Here is a 22,386-nt window from a genome sequence, read left to right on the forward strand (position 1 = left end):
GTTGTTTTCCTTAGTGTTGGCGGCGCCAGGCACGCAGGGTGGTGTACAGCAGCAACGCCCCCAGTGCTGGCAATGCGTAGAACAGCATCAGTTTTTCAAGTCGGCTGGCCAGCGGCATGCCGGTGGTGAAGGCCACCACATGCAGACCATAAGCCAGATACAGGCAGAGGAACACCAGCCCTTCGGCGCGGGTCACCCGGTAACCGGAGTAGAACACCGGCAGCGCCAGCACCGCGACTCCGAGCATCACCGGCAGGTCGAAGGCCAGGGCATTGGGCGAGATCGACAGCGGCTCGGGGGCGACCAACGCGGTCAGGCCGAGCACCGCCAGCAGGTTGAACAGGTTGCTGCCGATCACGTTGCCCACGGCGATCTCCCGCTCGCCACGCAGGGCGGCGATCAGCGAGGTGGCCAGTTCCGGTAGCGAGGTGCAGACCGCGACCACAGTCAGGCCGATGACCCGTTCCGACAGGCCCAGGTCCTGCGCCACCTCTACCGCTGCCTCCAGCAGCAGATGACCGGCCAGGCTGAGCAGGCCAAGCCCGGCCAGCATCAGCAGCACACTACCAAGCCAGAAGCGGCCGCCGCGCTGTGGGCGCGGGCCGGGGGTGGGGTAGGTACGGGCATGGTGTCGGGACTGGTGCCAGAGGATCGCCAGGTAGCCGAACAGGCCACACAGCAGCAGGGCGCCCTCCAGGCGCCCGAGCAGTTCGTTGAAGGCCAGCAGGTACACCGCCAGGCTCGCGGCGATCATCAGCGGGATGTCCAGGCGAACCAGCTGGCGCGAGACCCGCAGCGGGATGATCAGCGCGGCCAGGCCCAGGGTCACGAGGATGTTGAAGATGTTACTGCCGATCACGCTGCCGACCGCGACATCCGGCGCGCCGGTGTAGGCCGCCTGCAGGCTGACGGTCAGTTGCGGCGCGCTGCTGCCGAATGCCACCAGGCTCAGGCCGATGATCAATGGCCGCACTTGCAGGCTGGCGGCCAGGCGCAGGGCGGCGCGCACCAGCAGTTCGGCGCCGGCGATCAGCAACAGCAGGCCGATGCTCAACTGCAGCAGGCTGAAAGTGGGTAAAGCGGCCAGGTCGAAAATGGTCGGGCTCCGGGGTCAGGTCAATCGCTGAGACTTTGTACCCGTACGCGCGCGGTTCCGCTACGGATCATCCCGAGTTTTTCCGCGGCGGCGCGCGACAGGTCGATCAGCCGGCCACGGGTATGCGGGCCGCGGTCGTTGATGCGCACCACGACGCTGCGTTCGTTGTTGAGGTTGGTGACCTTGACCCGCGTGCCGAAGGGCAGGCTGCGGTGGGCGGCGGTCATGCCGTGCTGGTTGAAAGGCTCGCCACTGGCGGTGCGTTTACCGTGGTGACGGGAGCCGTAATAGGAGGCGGTGCCGGTCTTGTCGTAACCGCGGGGGTCGATATCGTGGCTGGCGCAGCCGGCCAGCAGGGTGAAAAGCGCGAGTGCGCTGAGGGGACGCCACATGTATGCAGATGCTCCGTAGGGTGGCCATCGCCGGTCAAGTCGGGTCGCCGCACCGCCGCTCCCACAGGGTTATCATCAATCCTGTGGGAGCGGCGGTGCGGCGACCCGACTTGACCCGCGATTTAGCAGGCGACGCGATTACCCTTCGAGCTTGCTCTTGAGCAATTGGTTCACTTGCTGCGGGTTGGCCTTGCCTTTGGAGGCTTTCATGGCCTGGCCGACGAAGAAGCCGAACATCTTGCCGCGCTTGGCTTCATCCGCAGCGCGGTATTGCTCGACCTGCTCGGCGTTGGCGGCCAGCACTTCGTCCAGGACCTTCTCGATCGCACCGCTGTCGGTGACCTGCTTAAGGCCCTCGGCTTCGATGATCTGGTCGGCATCGCCGTCGCCGGCGGCCATCTTCTCGAACACCACCTTGGCAATCTTGCCGCTGATGGTGTTGTCGAGGATGCGCTTGAGCATGCCGCCCAGGTGCTCGGCAGTGACCGGCGACTGGTCGATTTCCAGGCCCAGCTTGTTCAGCAGGCTGCCCAGCTCGACCATGACCCAGTTGGCGGCAAGCTTGGCGTCGCCGCACACACCGACCACTTGTTCGAAGTAGTCGGCCTGTTCGCGGCTGGTCGCCAGGACGTTGGCGTCATAGGCCGAAAGGCCGAACTGGCTCTGGAAGCGCTCACGCTTTTGCGGTGGCAGTTCCGGCAAGGTGGCGCGCACCTCTTCAAGGAAGGCGCTTTCGATGACCACCGGCAGCAGGTCCGGGTCGGGGAAGTAACGGTAGTCGTTGGCTTCCTCCTTGCTGCGCATGGAGCGGGTCTCGTCCTTGTTCGGATCGTACAGGCGGGTTTCCTGGATGACCCGGCCGCCGTCTTCGATCAGCTCGATCTGGCGCTGCACTTCGGTGTTGATCGCGCGCTCGATGAAGCGGAACGAGTTGACGTTCTTGATCTCGCAGCGGGTACCGAACTCGGCCTGGCCCTTGGGGCGTACCGAGACGTTGCAGTCGCAACGCAGCGAGCCTTCGGCCATGTTGCCGTCGCAGATGCCCAGGTAGCGCACCAGGGCGTGGATGGCCTTGACGTAGGCCACGGCCTCCTTGGCGTTGCGCATGTCCGGCTCGGAGACGATCTCCAGCAGCGGGGTGCCGGCGCGGTTGAGGTCGATGCCGGTGGAGCCGCTGAAGTCTTCGTGCAGGCTCTTGCCGGCGTCTTCTTCAAGGTGCGCACGGGTGATGCCGACGCGCTTGACCGTGCCGTCTTCGAGGGCGATGTCCAGGTGGCCCTTGCCGACGATCGGCAGTTCCATCTGGCTGATCTGGTAGCCCTTGGGCAGGTCGGGGTAGAAGTAGTTCTTGCGCGCGAACACGTTGTGCTGGCCGATCTCGGCATCGATGGCCAGGCCGAACATGCAGGCCATGCGCACCGCTTCCTGGTTGAGCACCGGCAGTACGCCGGGCATGCCCAGATCGATCAGGCTGGCCTGGGTGTTCGGCTCGGAGCCGAAAGTGGTGGCGCTGCCGGAGAAAATCTTCGACTGGGTGGCGAGCTGGGTGTGAATCTCCAGCCCGATGACAACTTCCCATTGCATGTGGTGATCCCTCAGAAGCCGTTAGGTGCGCGAGTGTGCCAGTCAGTCACTTGCTGATAGCGGTGCGCGACGTTGAGCAGGCGGCCTTCGTGGAAATACGGTGCCAGCAGCTGCACGCCAACCGGCAGACCATCGACGAAACCGGCCGGCATCGACAGGCCTGGCAAGCCGGCGAGGTTGGCGGTGATGGTGTAGACGTCTTCCAGGTACTCGGCGACCGGGTCGTTGTTCTTGGCGCCGATCTTCCAGGCCAGGTTTGGCGTGGTCGGGCCGAGGATCACGTCGACGTCGTTGAACGCCGCCATGAAATCGTTCTTGATCAGACGGCGGATTTTCTGTGCCTGCAGGTAGTAGGCATCGTAGTAACCGGCCGACAGGGCGTAGGCCCCGACCATGATCCGGCGCTGTACTTCAACGCCGAAGCCTTCGCCGCGGGAGCGCTTGTACAGGTCGGTGAGGTCGACCGGGCTCTCGCAGCGGTAGCCGAAACGTACACCGTCGAAACGCGACAGGTTGGACGAGGCTTCCGCCGGGGCGATCACGTAGTAGGCCGGGATGGCGTGCTGCATGTTCGGCAGGCTGATTTCCTTGACCACCGCGCCGAGCTTTTCCAGCTCCTTGACGCTGGCCTGGACCAGGTCGGCGATGCGCGGGTCGAGGCCGGCGCCGAAGTATTCCTTCGGCAGGCCGATGCGCAAGCCCTGGAGCGAGGCGTTGAGGCTGGCGCTGTAGTCCGGCACCGGTTCGTCGATGCTGGTGGAGTCCTTGGCGTCGAAACCGGCCATGCCTTGCAGCAGCAGCGCGCAGTCTTCGGCAGTGCGGGCCAGCGGGCCGGCCTGGTCGAGGCTCGAGGCGTAGGCAATCATGCCCCAGCGCGAAACCCGACCGTAGGTCGGTTTCAGCCCGGTCAGGCTGGTCAGCGCTGCCGGCTGTCGGATCGAACCACCGGTGTCGGTGGCGGTGGCGCCAGGCAGCAGGCGCGCGGCAACTGCGGCCGCCGAGCCACCGGACGAACCGCCCGGCACGTGCTCGAGGTTCCACGGGTTTTTCACCGCGCCGTAGTAGCTGCTCTCGTTGGCCGAACCCATGGCGAATTCGTCCATGTTGGTCTTGCCCAGGGTCACGGCGCCAGCTTCGGCCAGCTTGCTGACCACGGTGGCGTCATACGGCGCCTTGAAGTTGTCGAGCATCTTCGAGCCGCAGCTGGTGCGGATACCCTGGGTGCAGAACAGGTCCTTGTGGCCGATCGGTGCACCGAGCAGGGCGCCGCTCTCGCCGGCGGCGCGGCGGGCGTCGGCGGCCCGGGCCTGGCTGATGGCCAGGTCTTCGGTGACGCTGATGAAGCTGTTGATTTGCGGGTCGAGCTGGTTGATGCGCGCCAACAGGGCGCGGGTCAGCTCTTCGGAAGAAAACTTCTTGTCGGCGAGTCCGCGGGCGATCTCGGCCAGGGTCAGTTGATGCATGGCAGGCTCTATTCCCTTACTCGATGACTTTCGGAACCAGGTACAGGCCGTTTTCCGTCGCCGGGGCGATGGCCTGGTAGCTGTCGCGATGGTTACTTTCTGTTACCACGTCGGCGCGCAGGCGCTGGGTGGCTTCCAGAGGGTGGGCCAGTGGCTCGATGCCAGTGGTGTCGACCGCTTGCATCTGGTCGACCAGTCCCAGAATACTGTTCAGGGCATCGGTAGTGCGTGGCAGATCGGCTTCATTCAGGCCCAGTCGGGCCAAATGAGCGATCTTTTCCACGTCGCAGCGTTCAAGCGCCATGGGGATCTCCTGGGAAAACAGAAACGGATTTGCTCCGCGATGAGGAACATGCTGGCAGTATTACGGTCATAAGGCCGCGATCATGTGCAGGCTTGCTCGGAAAAACCGCCAATTTAACATATTGGTGCCTTGCCCAAAATCCCCGCCGTTGTTAGAGTTTGCCGCACTTTTTTACCCACGCGTTGCCTAGGGTCACTTTCCCATGTTCAAGAAACTGCGTGGCATGTTTTCCAGCGATCTTTCCATCGACCTGGGCACTGCCAACACCCTTATTTACGTGCGTGAGCGCGGTATCGTCCTGAATGAGCCATCGGTTGTGGCCATTCGTACTCACGGCAACCAGAAAAGTGTCGTCGCTGTCGGTACCGAGGCAAAGCGCATGCTGGGCCGTACGCCTGGCAACATTGCTGCCATTCGTCCGATGAAAGACGGCGTGATCGCCGATTTCAGCGTTTGTGAAAAAATGCTGCAGTACTTCATCAACAAGGTTCACGAAAACAGCTTCCTGCAGCCAAGCCCGCGGGTACTGATCTGCGTGCCGTGCAAATCGACCCAGGTCGAGCGCCGGGCCATTCGTGAGTCGGCGCTGGGCGCCGGTGCCCGTGAAGTGTTCCTGATCGAAGAGCCAATGGCCGCCGCCATCGGTGCCGGCCTGCCGGTCGAGGAAGCCCGCGGTTCGATGGTCGTCGATATCGGTGGTGGTACCACTGAAATCGCGCTGATCTCCTTGAACGGTGTGGTTTACGCCGAATCCGTACGGGTCGGTGGCGACCGTTTCGACGAAGCCATCGTCACCTACGTGCGCCGCAACTACGGCAGCCTGATCGGTGAGTCCACCGCCGAGCGCATCAAGCAGGAAATCGGTACCGCCTATCCGGGTGGCGAAGTTCGTGAAGTCGATGTCCGCGGCCGCAACCTGGCCGAGGGCGTGCCACGTGCCTTCACCCTGAACTCCAACGAAGTGCTGGAAGCGTTGCAGGAATCCCTGGCGACCATCGTCCAGGCGGTCAAGAGCGCCCTGGAGCAGTCGCCGCCGGAGCTGGCTTCGGACATCGCCGAGCGTGGCCTGGTGCTGACCGGTGGTGGCGCCCTGCTGCGCGACCTCGACAAGCTGCTGGCACAGGAAACCGGCCTGCCGGTAATCGTCGCCGAAGACCCGCTGACCTGCGTAGCTCGCGGTGGTGGCCGTGCCCTGGAAATGATGGACAAACACACCATGGACCTGCTCTCCAGCGAATAAGCCGGAGCCCGCAGTTCACGCCGCCCGGTTTACAGGTAGTGCCCACAGTGCTACCTGTATGTGCTGGGCTGACGTCCGTGTGGGCGTCGTTTTCCGTCAATCCGCAAGCAGGCCGGTGCGTTGCCGTATGAATGACCTCTTGAATCGTCGTCCACGAGGAGCGGCCCATTAAACCGCTTTTCGCCAAGGGCCCTTCGCTGGGCGTACGCCTGCTCGTGCTGGTTGTGCTGTCGATCACCCTGATGGTGGTCGACGCGCGCTTCACCCTGCTCAAGCCAATGCGTAGCCAGATGGGCCTGGTGCTGATGCCGTCCTACCTGGTTACCGATCTGCCCCAGCGCGTGTGGCAGGGGGTTGCCAGCCAGTTTGGCAGCCGTACCGAACTCGCCGCTGAAAACGAAAAACTCAAGACCGAAGCCTTGCTCCTGCAAGGTCGCCTGCAGAAGCTGGCGGCCCTGACCGAGCAGAACGTGCGCCTGCGCGAGTTGCTCAACTCTTCGGCGCTGGTCAACGAGAAGGTCGAAGTTGCTGAGCTGATCGGCGTCGATCCCAATCCTTTCACTCACCGGATCCTGATCAACAAGGGCGAGCGCGATGGCGTGGTCCTCGGTCAGCCGGTGCTCGACGCGCGTGGCCTGATGGGCCAGGTGGTCGAACTGATGCCCTACACCTCGCGGGTACTGCTGCTGACCGACACCACTCATAGCATTCCGGTGCAGGTCAACCGCAACGGCTTGCGGGCAATTGCCAGCGGTACCGGCAACCCCGAGCGCCTCGAACTGCGCCATGTAGCCGATACCGCCGACATCAAGGAAGGCGACCTGCTGGTCAGCTCCGGCCTCGGCCAGCGCTTCCCGGCCGGTTACCCGGTGGCCACGGTCAAGGAAGTGATCCACGACTCAGGCCAGCCGTTTGCCATTGTCCGGGCGATTCCGACCGCTGCGCTCAACCGCAGCCGCTACTTGCTGCTGGTGTTCACCGATAGCCGCTCGCCCGAGCAACGTGCCAGCGATGCCGCGATTGCCCAGGAAGAGGCTGATCGTCAGGGCCTGCCCGCTTCGGCGGCCGCGCCTGCGCCTGGCAGCGCCCCGGCTGCACCGGCTGCGGCCACCCCGGCGCCGGCTGCCACGACGCCAGCCGCACCGGCAACCAGTGCCCATCCGCCCGCCACGGCAGCCCCCGCAGCCCCTGCTGCGGTACCCGGCGCGCCAGTCATTTCCCGGGAGAGACACTGATGGTAAGCACCCGCAGCCGTAATGGCTGGGTCATCTGGCTGAGCTTTCTGATCGGCATGCTGCTCAGCGTGTCGCCCATGCCGCAGTTCGCCGAAGTGTTCCGGCCGATGTGGCTGGCCCTGTTGCTGGCCTTCTGGACCCTGGCCGTGCCGCACCGGGTCGGGATGACCACTGCATTCGTCCTCGGCCTGGCTGAGGATGTGCTGTATGGCACCTTGCTGGGGCAGAACGCCCTGGTGCTGACCCTGATCACTTTCCTGGTGCTGTCGTTGCAACAGCGCCTGCGGATGTTCCCGATGTGGCAGCAGAGCCTGGTGATCCTGGTGATTTTCGGCCTGGCCCAGTTGATCCAGCTGTGGCTCAGCGCCCTGACCGGCAACCGCTTGCCGACCCTGGCGCTGATCTGGTCGGCGGTCATCAGCGCTTTGCTCTGGCCGTGGATCAGCTATGGCCTGCGTGGGCTGCGCCGACGCCTGAGCATCAACTGAGCACTCACATTCAACGCTGACAGGGAGACGTCAAGATGACCCTGCTGTACCTGGCCTCTGGCTCGCCACGCCGCCGTGAGTTGCTGACCCAGATCGGTGTTCCCTTCACTTCGCTCAGTGCCGCGATCGACGAGACGCCGCTGCCCGCAGAGGCTGCAGCAGCTTACGTCGAGCGTCTGGCGCGGGAAAAAGCGTGCGCTGGCCTTGCGTCACTACCCGAAGGTAGCGAGGGCCCGGTAGCAGTGCTGGGCGCCGATACCGCCGTGGTGCTCGAAGGTCGAATTCTCGGTAAACCGCAAAACCGCGAAGATGCCCTGGCCATGCTGGCAGCCCTGTCCGGGCACGAGCACCAGGTAATGACGGCGGTGGCCGTGGCCGATCATCAGCGTTGCCTGAGCGTCAATGTCACAAGCCGTGTGCTGTTTCGCCCCATCAGTGCCGAGGAAGCCGAGGCCTACTGGGCCAGCGGCGAACCTGCCGACAAGGCCGGAAGCTACGCCATTCAGGGCCTGGGGGCGGTATTCGTCCAGCGCCTTGAAGGCAGCTATTCGGCCGTGGTCGGCCTGCCCTTGAACGAAACCGCCGAACTGCTCGGTCAATTCGCCATCCCCTGCTGGCAGCGTCTGCCGGCCTGTTGAGCGAGGATTAGCCAGAACTGCCCTAGCCAGTCGCCCGCGAGCGATCCATGATTACTGAAGTCCTTTGACGAGAGCCTGCCATGAGTGAAGAGATTCTGATCAACATCACACCGATGGAATCACGCGTGGCGGTGGTGGAGAACGGTGTACTGCAGGAGGTGCATGTCGAGCGTACCCAGCGCCGTGGCATCGTCGGCAACATCTACAAAGGCAAGGTGGTGCGGGTACTGCCGGGCATGCAGGCGGCCTTCGTCGACATCGGCCTGGACCGCGCGGCGTTCATCCACGCCTCGGAAATCTCCCTGCGCGAAGGCTCGTCGGTCGAGAGCATCAGCGCCCTGGTGCACGAAGGCCAGAGCCTGGTGGTGCAGGTGACCAAGGACCCGATCGGCTCCAAGGGCGCGCGCCTGACCACCCAGCTGTCGATCCCGTCGCGGTACCTGGTGTACATGCCGCGCACCAGTCATGTCGGTATTTCGCTGAAGATCGAAGACGAAGCCGAGCGCGAGCGCCTCAAGCAGGTGGTGACTGACTGCATCGCCCAGGAAAATATCCAGGATGCCGGTGGTTTCATCCTGCGTACCGCCGCCGAAGGCGCCGGGGCCGATGAAATCCTCATGGACATCCGCTACCTGCGCAGGCTCTGGGAGCAGATCGGCGCGCAGATCAAGACCGTCGGCGCGCCGACCGAAATCTACGAAGACCTCGGCCTGGCCCTGCGCACTTTGCGCGATCTGGTTAACCCGAAAATCGAGAAGATCCGCATCGATTCGCGGGAAACATTTCAGAAAACCACGCAGTTTGTCGCCGAATTGATGCCGGAAATCGCCGATCGTCTGGAACACTACCCGGGCGAGCGACCGATCTTCGACCTCTACGGCGTCGAAGACGAGATCCAGCGCGCCCTGGACCGCAAGGTGCCGCTCAAATCCGGCGGTTACCTGGTAGTCGACCCGGCCGAGGCGATGACCACCATCGACGTCAATACCGGGGCTTTTGTCGGCCACCGCAACCTTGAAGAGACCATCTTCAAAACCAACCTCGAGGCGGCCACCGCCATTGCCCGGCAACTGCGCCTGCGCAATATCGGCGGGATCATCATCATTGACTTCATCGACATGGAAGATGAAGAGCACCAGCGCCAGGTACTGCGGACCCTGGAAAAACAGCTGGAGCGCGACCACGCCAAGACCAACATCATCGGCATCACCGAGCTGGGCCTGGTGCAGATGACCCGCAAGCGCACCCGCGAAAGCCTCGAGCAGGTACTCTGTGAGCCCTGCTATTGCTGCCAGGGCCGGGGCAAGCTGAAAACCCCCGAGACCGTCTGTTACGAAATTTTCCGCGAGATCCTCCGCGAAGCCCGCGCCTACCAGGCTGAAGGCTACCGGGTGCTGGCCAACCAGAAAGTGGTCGACCGCCTGCTGGATGAAGAATCGGGTAACGTTGCCGAACTTGAAGCCTTCATTGGTCGAACCATTCGCTTCCAGGTCGAGTCCATGTATTCCCAGGAACAATATGATGTGGTGCTCCTCTGACTCGGTCTGAACAACATTGCGCAGTGCGCCGGCTGGCAAACCGCCGGGTTGCGGCCATAGTTAAGGCACGATCTGGAGGGCCACAGGCATGGAACGACTGATGCGCGTTCTCGGCGCCTTGACCCGCTGGGGGTTGGGCATCAGTGCCTTGCTGGCGGTGTTGGTGGCGCTTTATGTCAGTCTCGGCCGGCAGTTCATCCCGCTGGTGGCCGAGTACCGTGCCGAGGTCGAGGACAAGGCCGAGCAAGCCCTGGGCCTGCCGGTGCATATCGGTGCCCTGGAAGGGCACTGGAGCGGCCTGGCGCCGATCGTGCGGGTACGCGATATCCAGGTCGGCGAAGGGCCCAGTGCCCTGCGCCTGGACGGCGTCAGGCTGGTGCCGGACCTGTGGGCCAGCCTGGTCGAGCGCCAGGTGCGCCTGGCCAACCTCGAAGTTGGCGGCCTGCAACTGAGCCTGCGCGAGGACCAGAACGGCGCCTGGGCCCTGGAAGGCCTGCCGAAAAAAGACGATAAGCCACTCGACCCCGAGCAACTGCTCAAGCAGATCCAGGTGGTGTCGAAAGTCACCGTGGTCGACAGCCAGGTGACCCTGGAGCCGTTCCAGCGCGAACCCATGACCCTCACCTACGTCAGCCTCGGCCTGCAGACCGGCAGTGTGCGCCAGCGCCTGGACGCGCGGCTGACCCTGCCCGATGGCCAGCCACTGGCGTTGAGCCTGCGCAGCCGCATTCGCCCCAGCCAGTGGCGCGACGGTGAAATCGATGCCTACCTGAGCCTGCCGCAAAGCGACTGGGCGCGCTGGCTGCCGCCACGCCTGCTGGGCCAGTGGCAGGCCACTGAGCTGCGCGCCGGTGGCGAGCTGTGGCTGGACTGGGGCAAGGGCCAGTTGCAAAGCGCGGTGGTGCGCCTGAATGCGCCAGAGCTGCGCGGCAATCATGCCGAACGCAAGCCCGTGCAGATTGACAACCTGGCCCTCAATGCCTGGTTCCAGCGCGGCGACAAGGGCCTGGAGGTGCTGGTCGACTCGCTGGCCATGAGCCTGGGCAAGACCCGCTGGGAATCCCATGTGCAGCTCAAGCAGACGGCCGCGACCGAGTCGAGCGAGGAAACCTGGGCGATCCAGGCCGACCGTCTCGACCTGACCCCGGTTACGCCGCTGATCAACGCCCTGGCGCCGCTGCCGGAAAAACTCATGGCCGTGGTCGATGGCCTCAAGGTCACCGGGGCCTTGCGTAACGTGCGCCTGGATGTGCGGCCTAAAGCCACCGGCGACCAGCGCCTGAGTTTTGCTGCCAACCTTGAGCGGGTTGGCTTTGACGCCTATCACGGTGCACCGGCTGCCGGTAATGTCAGCGGCAGTATCAGCGGTGACCTCGGCCAGGGCGAACTGCGCCTGGATACCGATGCCTTCATGCTGCACCTGTACCCGATCTTCGAGAAACCCTGGCATTACCAGAAAGCCAACGCACGCCTGACCTGGCGCCTGGACCAGGAAGGCTTCACCCTGATCGCGCCGTACCTGAAGGTGCTGGGCGAGGAGGGCAAGATTGCCGGCGACTTCCTCATTCGCCTGCTGTTCGATGAAACCCGTGAAGACTACATGGACCTGCGCGTCGGCCTGGTCGACGGCGATGGCCGCTACACCGCCAAGTACCTGCCCGAAGTACTAAGCCCGGCGCTGGATGAATGGCTGCGCACGGCGATCCTCAAGGGCGCGGTCGATGAGGGTTACTTCCAGTACCAGGGCTCGCTCAACCACGGCGCCTCGGAGCAGGCCCGCAGTATCAGCCTGTTCTTCAAAGTCCATGACGCCGCCCTGGATTTTCAGCCCGGCTGGCCTCAGGTGCAGAAAGTCGCCGGTGACGTGTTTATCGACGACGATGGTGTGCGCATCAAGGCGCAAAGCGGACAGTTACTCAATACTCAGGTACGCAACGTCGAGGTCAACATTCCCCATGTTGCCGCCGGTGAGCACAATCACCTGTACCTGGACGGCGAATTTGACGGCGGGCTCGTCGATGGCCTGAAGATCCTCCAGGACGCGCCTATCGGCACCGGGCCGATGTTTGCCGGCTGGGAGGGCGAGGGCGATCTCAAGGGCAAGCTCAAGCTGGATATTCCCCTGGCCAAAGGCCAGCAACCCAAGGTGGTCGTTGACTTCAATGTTCGCGATGCACGGCTGAAGATCGCTTCACCTGCCCTGGAACTCCATCAGCTCAAGGGTGACTTGCGCTTTGACTTCGACAAAGGCTTGAGCGGCGAGAACATCAGTGCGCGGGCTTTCGACAAGCCGATCACGGCGCAGATCTTTGCCGAAGGCAAGCCCGGGCAAATGCAGACCCGCATCAACGCCAAAGGGCAGATGCCGCTCAAGTCACTGACCGACTGGCTGCAGGTCAAACAGGCCCTGCCGCTTTCCGGGGAGCTGCCGTACCAGTTGCAGGTCAGCCTGGGCAGCCGCGACAACACCTTGACTGTCGATTCCAGCCTCAAGGGCCTGGCGGTGGATTTGCCCGCGCCGTTCGGCAAGGCCGCCAACGAGACCCGCAACAGCCAGTTCAGCATGGGCCTGCAGGGGCCGGAGCGGCGCTTTAATGTCACTTATGCCGACGTTGCCAAGGCCATCTACGCCGCGCCCATGGACAAGCTCGACCAGGGCCGCGGTGAACTGCTGTTCGGCGCCGGTACCGCACAGTTGCCGCCTGGCCAGGGCCTGCGTGTGCGCGGTCGCCTGGCCGAGCTGGACCTGGAGCCCTGGCAGAAGCAGTTCGAGCGCTTTGCCGGCAACGACCCGGGTGGCAGTGCCAAGCAGACGCTGCGTGGCGTCGACCTGAGTATTGGCCAGCTCAAGGGCTTTGGCCTGAACCTGGCGCAGGCGGTGGTGCGTGTCGATCGCGGTGGCAACCTCTGGGTCGTGCGCCTGGACAGCAAGGAAGTCATCGGTAACGCGCGGATCCCGGATGCCAAGGGCGCGCCAATGGTGATCAACCTGCAGACCATTCACCTGCCGGCCGCCGACCCCGCCGAAGCGTCTTCCGATGACGGCCCGGACCCGATGGCGAGTATTGATCCGCGCAAGATTCCGGCCGTTGATCTTTCCATCGACAAGCTGTTCCGTGGCGATGACCTGCTCGGCAGCTGGGCGGTCAAAGTTCGTCCGACTGCCAAGGGCATCGCCCTCAATGACCTCGATGTCAGTGTCAAAGGCCTGCAGATCGACGGTAATGGCGGTTGGGAAGGGGCGCCAGGGGCGAGCAGCAGTTGGTACAAGGGCCGTCTGGAAGGCAAGAACCTGGCGGACATCCTCAAGGCTTTCAACTTTGCGCCGACCGTCACCAGCCGGGACTTTCGCCTGGATGTCGACGGCCGCTGGCCCGGCTCGCCAGCCTGGGTCGGCCTCAAGCGCTTCTCCGGCAGCCTCGACGCCGCCTTGCGCAAAGGCCAGTTCGTCGAAGTCGAAGGTGGCGCCCAGGCCCTGCGCGTGTTCGGCCTGCTCAACTTCAACTCGATTGGCCGGCGCCTGCGTCTGGACTTCTCCGACTTGCTCGACAAGGGCCTGAGCTACGACCGGGTCAAAGGCCTGCTGGTGGCCAGTGAAGGGGTGTATGTGACCCGCGAACCGATCACCGTCACTGGCCCCTCCAGCAACCTTGAGCTGGACGGCACCCTGGACATGGTCCGTGACCGGGTCGACGCCAACCTGCTGGTGACCCTGCCGGTGACCAACAACCTGCCGATTGCCGCGCTGATCGTCGGTGCGCCGGCCATCGGCGGGGCGCTGTTCCTGGTTGATCGCCTGCTCGGCGACCGGGTGGCGCGCTACGCCAGCGTGCATTATCGCGTCGAGGGTCCGTGGAAAGAGCCTAAGATAAGCTTTATCAAACCTTTCGAAAAATCACGCTAGGAGCCGGGATGAAGTCAGCGGTTATCCAGATGGTCAGCCAGAGCGACGTTCTGGCCAACCTGGTGCGCGCCCGGCAACTGCTTGAGCAGGCAGCCGCAGGCGGTGCACGGCTTGCCGTGCTGCCGGAGAACTTCGCTGCCATGGGCCGGCGCGACAGCGCCGCAATCGGCCGCGCCGAAGCGCTGGGCGAAGGCCCGATCCTGCCCTGGTTGAAACAGACCGCCCGTGACCTCAAGTTATGGATAGTGGCCGGGACCTTGCCGCTGCCGCCGGTCGGCCAGGCCGAAGCCAAGGCCCATGCCTGCTCGTTGCTGATCGATGAGCACGGTGAGCAGGTGGCGCGCTACGACAAGCTGCACCTGTTCGATGTCGATGTCGCCGATAACCGTGGCCGCTATCGCGAATCCGATGACTACGCCCATGGCGGCCAGGTAGTGGTCGCCGATACCCCGGTCGGGCGCCTGGGCCTGAGCGTCTGCTATGACCTGCGCTTCCCCGAGCTGTACAGCGCGCTGCGCGAGGCCGGGGCTGAGCTGATCAGTGCGCCGTCGGCCTTCACCGCCGTGACCGGTGCCGCGCACTGGGAAGTGTTGATTCGCGCGCGGGCGATTGAAACCCAGTGTTATGTCCTGGCCGCGGCCCAGGGCGGAACTCACCCGGGGCCCCGGGAAACCTATGGCCATGCGGCGATCGTCGACCCCTGGGGGCGCATCGTCGCCGAACAGGCCAGCGGCGAAGCCGTGCTGCTGGGCGAACGTGACAGCAGCGAACAGGCGTCCATCCGGGCGCGGATGCCGGTGACCTTGCACCGGCGCTTTTTCTCGCAGGACGCCTTGCGGCCTGCGCACACCTCGGAGTGACTATGAGCGAGATGTTATCCACTGTCAGCGAACACCTGCTGGCGCCGGGCGGCCTGACCCTCGACAGCCTGCAGTCAGTGCTGGGCGAGCTGGCCGGGCCAGGCATCGATGCCGCCGACCTGTACTTCCAGGGGCAGATTTCCGAATCCTGGGCGCTGGAAGACGGCATCGTCAAAGAAGGCAGTTTCAACCTCGACCAGGGCGTGGGCGTACGTGCCCAGTCCGGCGAGAAGACCGGTTTTGCCTACAGCAACGCCATCAACCTCGAAGCCCTGACCTCGGCGGCCCGCGCCGCGCGCTCGATTTCCCGTGCCGGGCAGAACGGCAGCGTGCAGGCGTTCAACAGCCAGGACGTTACCCAGCTGTATGGCACCGACAATCCGCTTGAGGTCATCAACCGCGCCGACAAGGTCGAGCTGCTCAAGCGTGTCGACGCCGCCACGCGCAAGCTCGATCCGCGTATCCAGCAAGTCACCGTGAGCATGGCCGGGGTCTGGGAGCGCATCCTGGTCGCCGCCGCCGATGGCAGCCTGGCCGCCGACATTCGCCCGCTGGTGCGTTTCAACGTCAGTGTCATCGTCGAGCAGAACGGCCGTCGCGAGCGCGGCGGTCACGGTGGCGGCGGGCGTACCGACTACCGCTATTTCACCGACGAACGGGTCATGGGCTATGCCCGTGAGGCCCTGCGCCAGGCGCTGGTCAACCTCGAAGCCATCCCGGCGCCGGCCGGTACCCTGCCGGTGGTGCTCGGCTCCGGCTGGTCGGGCGTATTGCTGCACGAAGCGGTCGGTCATGGCCTTGAGGGTGATTTCAACCGCAAGGGCAGTTCGGCCTACAGCGGCCAAATGGGCGAGAAGGTGGCTTCGAGCCTGTGCACCATTGTCGATGACGGCACCCTGGAAGGTCGTCGCGGATCACTGAGCGTCGATGACGAAGGTACCCCGACCGAGTGCACCACGCTGATCGAGAACGGCATCCTCAAGGGCTACATGCAGGACAAGCTCAACGCCCGCCTGATGGGCATGGCCCGCACCGGCAACGGCCGTCGCGAATCCTACGCGCACCTGCCGATGCCGCGCATGACCAACACCTACATGCGTGCCGGCGAAAGCGACCCGGCTGAAATCATTGCCTCGGTGAAAAGGGGTATTTATTGCGCCAACCTCGGCGGTGGCCAGGTGGACATCACCAGCGGCAAGTTCGTGTTCTCCACCAGTGAGGCGTACCTGATCGAAGACGGCAAGATTACCGCGCCGGTCAAAGGCGCAACCCTGATCGGCAACGGGCCGGAAGCCATGAGCCGGGTATCGATGGTCGGCAACGACCTGTCGCTGGACAGCGGTGTCGGTACATGCGGCAAGGATGGTCAGTCGGTGCCGGTGGGCGTTGGCCAGCCGACCCTGAAGATCGATGCGATCACCGTCGGTGGCACCGGCGCATGAAGATGAAACCGGGCAGGCAGGGCGCCTGCCCGTGTGCGGGGTTCAACGCAGGCCGCGTTGGACCTCGTCGAGTTCGCGGATGTACTTGAAGATCTTGCGGCTCGCGCTTGGCGGCTTGTTGCGCGCCAGCTCGTGCTGGGCCTGGCGGATCAGCGAGCGCAGTTGCTGGCGATCGGCATCGGGGTATTCCTGGACGAACTTCTCTAGGACCTCGTCGGTACCATCGATCAGCCGGTCACGCCAGCGTTCAAGGTTGTGGAAGCGCTCGTTGTATTGGCGCGAGGAGGCGTCGAGCTGGTCAAGCAGGGCATTGATCGCGTCGATGTCCTGGTCGCGCATCAGCTTGCCGATGAACGACTTGTGACGCCGTTTGGCCTCGTTCGCGGTGTGCCGCTTGTGCTCTTCCAGGGCCGCGCGCAACTCGTCGGTCAACGGCAGTTTGGCCAGGGTATCGGGCTTGAGCAAGGTAAGGCGCTCGCCCATCTCGACCAGCGCCTGCATTTCGCGCTTGACCTGGGTTTTGCTTTTTTCGCCGTCAAAGGCGGTGTCGTAAGAATCAACCATGGGGGCAGTCCGCTGAGAATCGCCGCCATGATAACCAGTCGGGGGCCGCTTGTCCGGTCCGGTCGTAGATTGACCCGCGCCGAACGCAGAATTTGAGTGGAGAAAACCATGAGTGCAGTCCAGAGCGTAGGTCCGCAGGCCCTGCCGGCGTTGCAGGAACAGGTCGAACAGATCATTGCCGAAGCCCGGCGCCAGGGTGCCAGCGCCTGCGAAGTGGCGGTATCGCTGGAGCAGGGGTTGTCGACTTCGGTGCGCCAGCGTGAAGTCGAGACCGTCGAATTCAACCGTGACCAGGGTTTTGGCATCACCTTGTACGTGGGCCAGCGCAAAGGCTCGGCGAGCACCTCGGCCAGCGGCAGCGAGGCGATCCGGGAAACCGTCGCCGCCGCCCTGGCGATTGCCAAGCACACTTCCGAAGACGAGTGCGCCGGGCTTGCCGATCCGGCGCTGATGGCCCGCGAGCAGGCGGATTTCGACCTCTATCATGCCTGGGACATCACCCCTGAGCAGGCCATCGAAAAGGCCCTGGAGTGCGAAGCCGCAGCTTTCGATGCCGATGCGCGGATCAAGAACGCCGACGGCACCACCCTCAACACCCACCAGGGCTGTCGCGTGTATGGCAACAGCCATGGCTTTATCGGCGGCTACGCTTCGACCCGGCACAGCCTGAGCTGCGTGATGATTGCCGAAGCCGACGGGCAGATGCAGCGCGACTACTGGTATGACGTCAATCGCCAGGGCGAATTGCTCGCCGACCCGCGCAGCATCGGTATCCGCGCTGCGCAACGGGCAGCCAGCCGCCTGGGCGCGCGTCCGGTACCCACCTGTGAAGTGCCGGTACTGTTCTCGGCCGAGCTGGCAGGGGGGCTGTTCGGCAGCTTCCTTTCGGCGATTTCCGGCGGCAACCTGTACCGCAAGTCTTCGTTCCTCGATGGTGCCATGGGCCAACGGCTGTTCCCGACCTGGCTGACCCTGGACGAGCGCCCGCACCTGCAGCGTGCCCTGGGCAGCGCCGCGTTCGATGGTGACGGCCTGGCCACCTATGCCAAGCCATTCGTTGAAAACGGCCAACTGGTGTCCTACGTGCTGGGTACCTATTCCGGGCGCAAGCTGGGCTTGCCGAGCACCGCCAACGCCGGCGGCGTGCACAACCTGTTCGTCACCCATGGGGTCGAAGACCAGGCTGCCCTGCTGCGGCGCATGGGTCGTGGGCTGCTGGTTACCGAGCTGATGGGCCATGGTCTGAACATGGTCACCGGCGACTACTCGCGCGGTGCTGCAGGCTACTGGGTAGAAAACGGCGAGATTCAGTTCGCCGTTCAGGAAGTGACGATCGCCGGTAATATGAAGGATATGTTCCAGCAAATTGTCGCGATTGGTAATGATCTGGAAACCCGCAGCAATATTCACACAGGCTCGGTGCTGATCGAGCGGATGACCGTCGCGGGCAGTTAACGCCCGGTGTTGCTCCCCCTTCGAAGCCCGGCCATGTGTCGGGCTTTTTGTTTTTCTTTTTTCATTTTGTTGAACTGATTCTGATTATCACTTAATAATGAATATCATTATCTAGGCGATGATGTTCATGAAACCAGTCCTCCACGAATTGCCCTACCTGGAAAACTGGCGCTGGCTGAGCCGGCGCATTCGCTGTGCACTCGATCCGGACGAGCCGCGCCTGATCGAGCACTACCTCACCGAAGGCCGTTACCTGGTGTGTTGCACCGATACCAGCGCCTGGACCATCGCCTTGACTTCATTCCGCCTGCTGCTGGACACCGCCTGCGATCGCGCGCTGCCCTGGCATTGGCGCTGCCTGTGCCTGGACCAGGCCTGGCGGCCGCTGCTGGAGCTGCGCAACCTCGATCGGCGCGAAAACAACCAGCGCTGGCAGCCCTTCGCCCTGCAACTGGCGAACTGCGTGCTGCTGCCTTCGATTTCCTACGATGAACTGATGCAAGGACTTGATGATGAGTAATACCCGTATCGAGCGCGACAGCATGGGTGAACTGCTGGTGCCAGCCGAGGCCCTGTATGGCGCCCAGACCCAGCGCGCGGTAAACAACTTCCCGATCAGCCAGCAACGCATGCCGACCCAGTTCATTCGCGCACTGCTGCTGGCCAAGGCTGCTGCGGCCAAGGCCAATATCGAGCTCAAGCAACTGGAGCAGGCCCGCGGCGAGGCGATCGTCAAAGCCGTGGAGCAGTTGCTGGCCGCTGACTTCATGCAGCATTTCCCGGTGGATATCTTCCAGACCGGCTCCGGTACCAGTTCGAACATGAACGCCAACGAGGTGATCGCGACCCTGGCCAGCCGCGTGCTGGGCGATACGGTCAACCCCAACGATCACGTCAACTGCGGGCAAAGCAGCAACGACATCATCCCCACCACCATTCATGTCAGTGCCGCGCTGGCCCTGCACGAGCAGTTGCTGCCGGCGCTGCAGCATCTGGTCAAGGTGATCGACGCCAAGGCCGAGCAGGTGCATCCGTTCATCAAGACCGGCCGCACCCACCTGATGGATGCCATGCCGGTGCGCATGAGCCAGGTGCTGGGTGGATGGTCGGCGCAAGTCAAGGCGGCCATTGCTCATCTGCAAGCCACCTTGCCAAGCCTGCAAGCCCTGGCCCAGGGCGGCACCGCCGTGGGCACTGGCATCAATGCCCATCCTGAGTTCGCTGCGCGCTTCAGCCAGCAACTGACAGCGCTTACCGGCGTCGAATTTGTTCCGGGGCACAACCTGTTCGCCTTGATTGGTTCGCAAGACACCGCTGTGGCGGTATCCGGCCAGCTCAAGACCACCGCTGTGGCACTGATGAAAATCGCCAACGACCTGCGCTGGATGAACTCCGGGCCGCTGGCCGGCCTGGGCGAAATCGAGCTCGAAGGCTTGCAGCCGGGCTCTTCAATCATGCCAGGCAAGGTCAACCCGGTAATCCCGGAAGCGACTGCCATGGTCGCCGCGCAGGTGATCGGCAACGACGCGACCATCGCCGTGGCCGGGCAGTCGGGCAACTTCGAACTCAACGTGATGCTGCCGATTATTGCCCAGAACCTGCTCAGCAGCATCGAGCTGATGGCCAATGCCAGCCGCTTGCTGGCCGACAAGGCGATTGCCAGCTTCACGGTCAATGAACCCAAGCTCAAGGAAGCCCTGGCGCGCAACCCGATTCTGGTCACCGCCCTGAACCCGATCATCGGCTACCAGAAGGCTGCCGAAATCGCCAAGACCGCTTACAAGCAAGGCCGCCCGATTATCGACGTAGCCCTCGAAAACACCGACCTGCCGCGCAGCCAGCTTGAAGCGCTGCTCGATCCGGAAAAGCTCACCGCCGGCGGGATCTGAGCCGGCCCACCGCTCTGGAGGTTTGTCATGCAGCACTGGAAACGCACCACCGAAATTGCCAACCGCCTGTTCGAACAGGGCGAGTTGGTCGATGCCCGCGAGTTGTATCTGCAAGCCCTGGCGCTTGCCCAGGTGTTGTTCGAACGCTGGCATGACGCCGACGAAGCGGTGGCCGTGTGCGTCATCGCCCACCACAACCTGGCTGACCTGCACCTGCGGCTGAATCAGCCGCAGGAAAGCGCCGAGTACCTGTGCGCCATTCACCAGCGGTTGTTGCAGACCGCCCAGGACCTGCGCATGGCGCCAATGCTGCGCGAAGCGGCGTTGCGCCACAGCAGCAAGACCTACACCGAGTTGCTGAGCTTCATCAGCGAGTACGGCCAGTACCCCCGTACCGAACGTCTGCTCTACCGGCACGAGCCGCAGCCGGCCCTGCATGCCGGCCAGGAAAGCGCCGCGCCTTCAGTCCTACAATATGGAATCCAGTGATATGCCTTATACCTTGCCTGCATTGCCTTACGCCTACGATGCGCTGGAACCGCACATCGATACCCAGACCATGCAGATTCACCACAGCAAGCACCACCAGACTTACATCAACAACCTCAACGCGGCGGTCGAAGGCAGCGAGTATGCCGAGTGGCCGGTGGAAAAACTGGTGGCCAGCGTCAAGCAACTGCCGGAAAAATTGCACAACGCGGTAATCAACCAGGGCGGCGGTCACGCCAACCATTCGCTGTTCTGGACCGTGATGTCGCCCCAGGGCGGCGGCCTGCCACAAGGCGCTGTGGCCAAGGCCATTGATGAGCAATTGGGTGGCTTCGAGGCGTTCAAGGACGCCTTCACCAAGGCTGCGCTGACTCGCTTTGGCAGCGGCTGGGCCTGGCTGAGCGTGACCCCGGCCAAGACCCTGGTGGTTGAAAGCAGTGGTAATCAGGACAGCCCGCTGATGAACGGCAATACGCCAATCCTCGGCCTGGACGTCTGGGAGCATGCTTACTACCTGCTGTACCAGAACCGTCGTCCGGAATACATCAACGCCTTCTACAACGTGATCGACTGGTCCGAGGTAGAGCGTCGTTACGCAGCTGCGCTTGTGTGAGTCGCAGCGCAATGCGTTCGGATGTGATGTCCATTGCCGGTGTGCGGCTGTTTCGCCTGGCGCTCGGTACCCTGTTGCTGCTGGTCGGCTTCGCCCTGCTGGTGGCCCAGGGTATCGCCTGGCTGGACCTGGAACCGCGCATGTTACGGGCGCTCGAAGGCGGTGCGCTGTGCGCCCTGGGTACGGCCTTGGGCGCGGTGCCGGTGCTGGTGATCCGCAACATGCCAGTGGCGTTGGCCGATACCTTGCTGGGCTTTGGTGCCGGGGTGATGCTGGCGGCCACGGCCTTTTCGCTGATCATTCCCGGGCTGGATGCCGCCCAGGCCATTGGCCTGGGTAAATGGGGCGCCGGTGGTTTGGTCAGCTTCGGCTTGCTGTTCGGGGCCTTCTGCCTGTACCTGGTCGACCTCAAGGTGTCCGGTGCATCGCCCGAGGCTCTGGTCGGCACGCCTCAGCAACCGGTAATCGCCGCGCGGATCTGGGTGTTCGTCATTGCCATCATTGCCCATAACATCCCCGAAGGCATGGCCATTGGCGTGTCTGCCGGTGGTGGCATGCCCGATGCCGACAGCCTTGCCATGGGCATTGCCCTGCAGGATGTGCCGGAAGGCCTGGTGATCGCCCTGGTGTTGGCAGGGGTGGGGATGGCCCGCTTCAAGGCGTTTCTGATTGGTGCGGCTTCTGGTCTGGTCGAGCCGCTGGCAGCGGTGGTGTGTGCCTGGCTGGTGACCGTGGCAGAGTTGTTGCTGCCACTGGGCTTGGCGTGTGCTGCCGGGGCGATGTTGCTGGTCGTGACCCAGGAAATCATTCCCGAGTCGCGCAGCAATGGCCATCACCGGCTAGCCAGCCTGGGCCTGTGCATCGGCTTCTGCCTGATGATGGTGATGGATACGGCGCTTTCGTGAGAAAACGGGGGCGGTTATTCGCCCTCGTCGAAGTAATTGTTGATCAGTTCGATCAGGGCGTTGAGTGCATCATCGTCCTGCTCGCCCTCGGTGTGCAGATGAATGGCGGTGCCCTTGCCGGCCGCCAGCATCATGACCGCCATGATGCTCTTGCCATCAACCAGGGATTGCGGATTACGCCCAACGCGAACCTGGCAGGGAAACTTGCCCGCAACGCCAACGAACTTTGCCGCTGCCCGGGCGTGCAGCCCCAGCTTGTTGATGATGGTGATTTCTTTTGCGGGCAT

Annotated in this window: 21 protein-coding genes; 14 read left to right on the forward strand and 7 right to left on the reverse strand. The window is 63.6% G+C overall.

The features are described 5' to 3' along the window. Nucleotides 1-10: 10 nt before the first annotated feature. The 5 genes from LOY54_RS04770 to gatC form a co-directional block, all read right to left on the reverse strand. Complete coding sequence (locus LOY54_RS04770; protein ID WP_258609550.1) at nucleotides 11-1,054, reverse strand: calcium/sodium antiporter; 1,044 nt, start codon at nucleotides 1,052-1,054, stop codon at nucleotides 11-13. A gap of 62 nt (nucleotides 1,055-1,116) precedes the next feature. Continuing rightward, nucleotides 1,117-1,488, reverse strand: a complete 372-nt coding sequence (locus tag LOY54_RS04775; RefSeq protein WP_038996967.1) for a septal ring lytic transglycosylase RlpA family protein — start codon at nucleotides 1,486-1,488, stop codon at nucleotides 1,117-1,119. 138 nt (nucleotides 1,489-1,626) lie between these two features. Then, on the reverse strand, nucleotides 1,627-3,072 hold the full coding sequence (gatB, locus tag LOY54_RS04780; RefSeq protein ID WP_045196301.1) for an Asp-tRNA(Asn)/Glu-tRNA(Gln) amidotransferase subunit GatB: 1,446 nt from the start codon (nucleotides 3,070-3,072) through the stop codon (nucleotides 1,627-1,629). An 11-nt stretch (nucleotides 3,073-3,083) separates the two neighbouring features. After that, entirely contained in the window at nucleotides 3,084-4,535 is a 1,452-nt protein-coding gene (gatA, locus tag LOY54_RS04785) for an Asp-tRNA(Asn)/Glu-tRNA(Gln) amidotransferase subunit GatA (RefSeq protein ID WP_258609553.1), read from the reverse strand. 16 nt (nucleotides 4,536-4,551) lie between these two features. Beyond that, complete coding sequence (gene gatC, locus LOY54_RS04790) at nucleotides 4,552-4,839, reverse strand: Asp-tRNA(Asn)/Glu-tRNA(Gln) amidotransferase subunit GatC (RefSeq protein ID WP_045196305.1); 288 nt, start codon at nucleotides 4,837-4,839, stop codon at nucleotides 4,552-4,554. Between the two features lie 202 nt (nucleotides 4,840-5,041). On the opposite strand from gatC, the gene mreB reads away from it, so the two are divergent. From mreB to tldD, 8 genes are all read left to right on the forward strand, one after another. Continuing rightward, nucleotides 5,042-6,079, forward strand: a complete 1,038-nt coding sequence (gene mreB, locus LOY54_RS04795) for a rod shape-determining protein MreB (RefSeq protein WP_008371426.1) — start codon at nucleotides 5,042-5,044, stop codon at nucleotides 6,077-6,079. Nucleotides 6,080-6,246: 167 nt separating this feature from the next. Continuing rightward, a complete protein-coding gene (gene mreC / locus LOY54_RS04800; protein WP_082075424.1) occupies nucleotides 6,247-7,314 on the forward strand; it encodes a rod shape-determining protein MreC in 1,068 nt (355 codons plus the stop codon). Then, nucleotides 7,314-7,802, forward strand: coding sequence for a rod shape-determining protein MreD (mreD, locus tag LOY54_RS04805; protein WP_045196310.1), 489 nt, complete (start codon nucleotides 7,314-7,316; stop codon nucleotides 7,800-7,802). The genes mreC and mreD overlap by 1 nt, the downstream gene beginning before the upstream one ends. A 35-nt stretch (nucleotides 7,803-7,837) precedes the next feature. Next, a complete protein-coding gene (locus LOY54_RS04810; protein WP_045196312.1) occupies nucleotides 7,838-8,440 on the forward strand; it encodes a nucleoside triphosphate pyrophosphatase in 603 nt (200 codons plus the stop codon). 80 nt (nucleotides 8,441-8,520) lie between these two features. Next, nucleotides 8,521-9,978, forward strand: a complete 1,458-nt coding sequence (rng, locus tag LOY54_RS04815) for a ribonuclease G (RefSeq protein ID WP_045196314.1) — start codon at nucleotides 8,521-8,523, stop codon at nucleotides 9,976-9,978. 88 nt (nucleotides 9,979-10,066) lie between these two features. Further along, complete coding sequence (locus LOY54_RS04820) at nucleotides 10,067-13,882, forward strand: YhdP family protein (RefSeq protein WP_258609555.1); 3,816 nt, start codon at nucleotides 10,067-10,069, stop codon at nucleotides 13,880-13,882. Nucleotides 13,883-13,890: 8 nt separating this feature from the next. After that, on the forward strand, nucleotides 13,891-14,742 hold the full coding sequence (locus LOY54_RS04825) for a carbon-nitrogen hydrolase family protein (protein ID WP_045196318.1): 852 nt from the start codon (nucleotides 13,891-13,893) through the stop codon (nucleotides 14,740-14,742). 2 nt (nucleotides 14,743-14,744) lie between these two features. Continuing rightward, nucleotides 14,745-16,184, forward strand: a complete 1,440-nt coding sequence (gene tldD, locus LOY54_RS04830; protein WP_258609557.1) for a metalloprotease TldD — start codon at nucleotides 14,745-14,747, stop codon at nucleotides 16,182-16,184. Between the two features lie 42 nt (nucleotides 16,185-16,226). On the opposite strand, the gene yjgA is transcribed toward tldD, so the two are convergent. Beyond that, nucleotides 16,227-16,748, reverse strand: a complete 522-nt coding sequence (yjgA, locus tag LOY54_RS04835) for a ribosome biogenesis factor YjgA (protein ID WP_045196322.1) — start codon at nucleotides 16,746-16,748, stop codon at nucleotides 16,227-16,229. Nucleotides 16,749-16,856: 108 nt separating this feature from the next. Here yjgA and pmbA point away from each other — a divergent pair, with 108 nt between their 5' ends. The 6 genes from pmbA (at nucleotide 16,857) to LOY54_RS04865 (ending at nucleotide 22,099) form a co-directional block, all read left to right on the forward strand. Continuing rightward, nucleotides 16,857-18,203: a metalloprotease PmbA gene (gene pmbA / locus LOY54_RS04840; RefSeq protein WP_045196325.1), complete on the forward strand. Its 1,347-nt coding sequence runs from the start codon at nucleotides 16,857-16,859 to the stop codon at nucleotides 18,201-18,203. 118 nt (nucleotides 18,204-18,321) lie between these two features. Next, nucleotides 18,322-18,723, forward strand: a complete 402-nt coding sequence (locus LOY54_RS04845) for a FagA protein (RefSeq protein WP_082075425.1) — start codon at nucleotides 18,322-18,324, stop codon at nucleotides 18,721-18,723. After that, nucleotides 18,716-20,092, forward strand: a complete 1,377-nt coding sequence (locus LOY54_RS04850; protein ID WP_045196328.1) for a lyase family protein — start codon at nucleotides 18,716-18,718, stop codon at nucleotides 20,090-20,092. Before LOY54_RS04845 ends, LOY54_RS04850 begins: the two co-directional genes overlap by 8 nt. 27 nt (nucleotides 20,093-20,119) lie before the next feature. Next, nucleotides 20,120-20,581: a DUF2753 domain-containing protein gene (locus tag LOY54_RS04855; RefSeq protein WP_258609560.1), complete on the forward strand. Its 462-nt coding sequence runs from the start codon at nucleotides 20,120-20,122 to the stop codon at nucleotides 20,579-20,581. A 1-nt stretch (nucleotide 20,582) separates the two neighbouring features. Then, on the forward strand, nucleotides 20,583-21,194 hold the full coding sequence (locus LOY54_RS04860; RefSeq protein ID WP_045196333.1) for a superoxide dismutase: 612 nt from the start codon (nucleotides 20,583-20,585) through the stop codon (nucleotides 21,192-21,194). A gap of 11 nt (nucleotides 21,195-21,205) precedes the next feature. Further along, nucleotides 21,206-22,099, forward strand: coding sequence for a ZIP family metal transporter (locus tag LOY54_RS04865; RefSeq protein ID WP_258609563.1), 894 nt, complete (start codon nucleotides 21,206-21,208; stop codon nucleotides 22,097-22,099). Nucleotides 22,100-22,113: 14 nt separating this feature from the next. Here LOY54_RS04865 and LOY54_RS04870 read toward each other — a convergent pair whose 3' ends face one another. Continuing rightward, nucleotides 22,114-22,386, reverse strand: coding sequence for an HPr family phosphocarrier protein (locus LOY54_RS04870; RefSeq protein WP_045196337.1), 273 nt, complete (start codon nucleotides 22,384-22,386; stop codon nucleotides 22,114-22,116).

The sequence above is a fragment of the Pseudomonas sp. B21-032 genome (assembly GCF_024748965.1).
Lineage (GTDB): Bacteria > Pseudomonadota > Gammaproteobacteria > Pseudomonadales > Pseudomonadaceae > Aquipseudomonas.

What these genes read in the sequence shown, in the direction of transcription:
- LOY54_RS04820 (WP_258609555.1), top strand. Translation starts at nt 10,067, where the DNA reads ATGGAACGACTGATGCGCGTTCTCGGCGCCTTGACCCGCTGGGGGTTG.
- mreD (WP_045196310.1), top strand. Translation starts at nt 7,314, where the DNA reads ATGGTAAGCACCCGCAGCCGTAATGGCTGGGTCATCTGGCTGAGCTTT.
- LOY54_RS04850 (WP_045196328.1), top strand. Translation starts at nt 18,716, where the DNA reads ATGAGTAATACCCGTATCGAGCGCGACAGCATGGGTGAACTGCTGGTG.
- pmbA (WP_045196325.1), top strand. Translation starts at nt 16,857, where the DNA reads ATGAGTGCAGTCCAGAGCGTAGGTCCGCAGGCCCTGCCGGCGTTGCAG.
- mreB (WP_008371426.1), top strand. Translation starts at nt 5,042, where the DNA reads ATGTTCAAGAAACTGCGTGGCATGTTTTCCAGCGATCTTTCCATCGAC.
- LOY54_RS04865 (WP_258609563.1), top strand. Translation starts at nt 21,206, where the DNA reads ATGCGTTCGGATGTGATGTCCATTGCCGGTGTGCGGCTGTTTCGCCTG.
- LOY54_RS04810 (WP_045196312.1), top strand. Translation starts at nt 7,838, where the DNA reads ATGACCCTGCTGTACCTGGCCTCTGGCTCGCCACGCCGCCGTGAGTTG.
- gatB (WP_045196301.1), bottom strand. Translation starts at nt 3,072, where the DNA reads ATGCAATGGGAAGTTGTCATCGGGCTGGAGATTCACACCCAGCTCGCC.
- LOY54_RS04825 (WP_045196318.1), top strand. Translation starts at nt 13,891, where the DNA reads ATGAAGTCAGCGGTTATCCAGATGGTCAGCCAGAGCGACGTTCTGGCC.
- LOY54_RS04870 (WP_045196337.1), bottom strand. Translation starts at nt 22,386, where the DNA reads ATGCCCGCAAAAGAAATCACCATCATCAACAAGCTGGGGCTGCACGCC.
- LOY54_RS04855 (WP_258609560.1), top strand. Translation starts at nt 20,120, where the DNA reads ATGCAGCACTGGAAACGCACCACCGAAATTGCCAACCGCCTGTTCGAA.
- yjgA (WP_045196322.1), bottom strand. Translation starts at nt 16,748, where the DNA reads ATGGTTGATTCTTACGACACCGCCTTTGACGGCGAAAAAAGCAAAACC.
- gatC (WP_045196305.1), bottom strand. Translation starts at nt 4,839, where the DNA reads ATGGCGCTTGAACGCTGCGACGTGGAAAAGATCGCTCATTTGGCCCGA.
- tldD (WP_258609557.1), top strand. Translation starts at nt 14,745, where the DNA reads ATGAGCGAGATGTTATCCACTGTCAGCGAACACCTGCTGGCGCCGGGC.
- LOY54_RS04845 (WP_082075425.1), top strand. Translation starts at nt 18,322, where the DNA reads ATGATGTTCATGAAACCAGTCCTCCACGAATTGCCCTACCTGGAAAAC.
- gatA (WP_258609553.1), bottom strand. Translation starts at nt 4,535, where the DNA reads ATGCATCAACTGACCCTGGCCGAGATCGCCCGCGGACTCGCCGACAAG.
- rng (WP_045196314.1), top strand. Translation starts at nt 8,521, where the DNA reads ATGAGTGAAGAGATTCTGATCAACATCACACCGATGGAATCACGCGTG.
- LOY54_RS04775 (WP_038996967.1), bottom strand. Translation starts at nt 1,488, where the DNA reads ATGTGGCGTCCCCTCAGCGCACTCGCGCTTTTCACCCTGCTGGCCGGC.
- LOY54_RS04860 (WP_045196333.1), top strand. Translation starts at nt 20,583, where the DNA reads ATGCCTTATACCTTGCCTGCATTGCCTTACGCCTACGATGCGCTGGAA.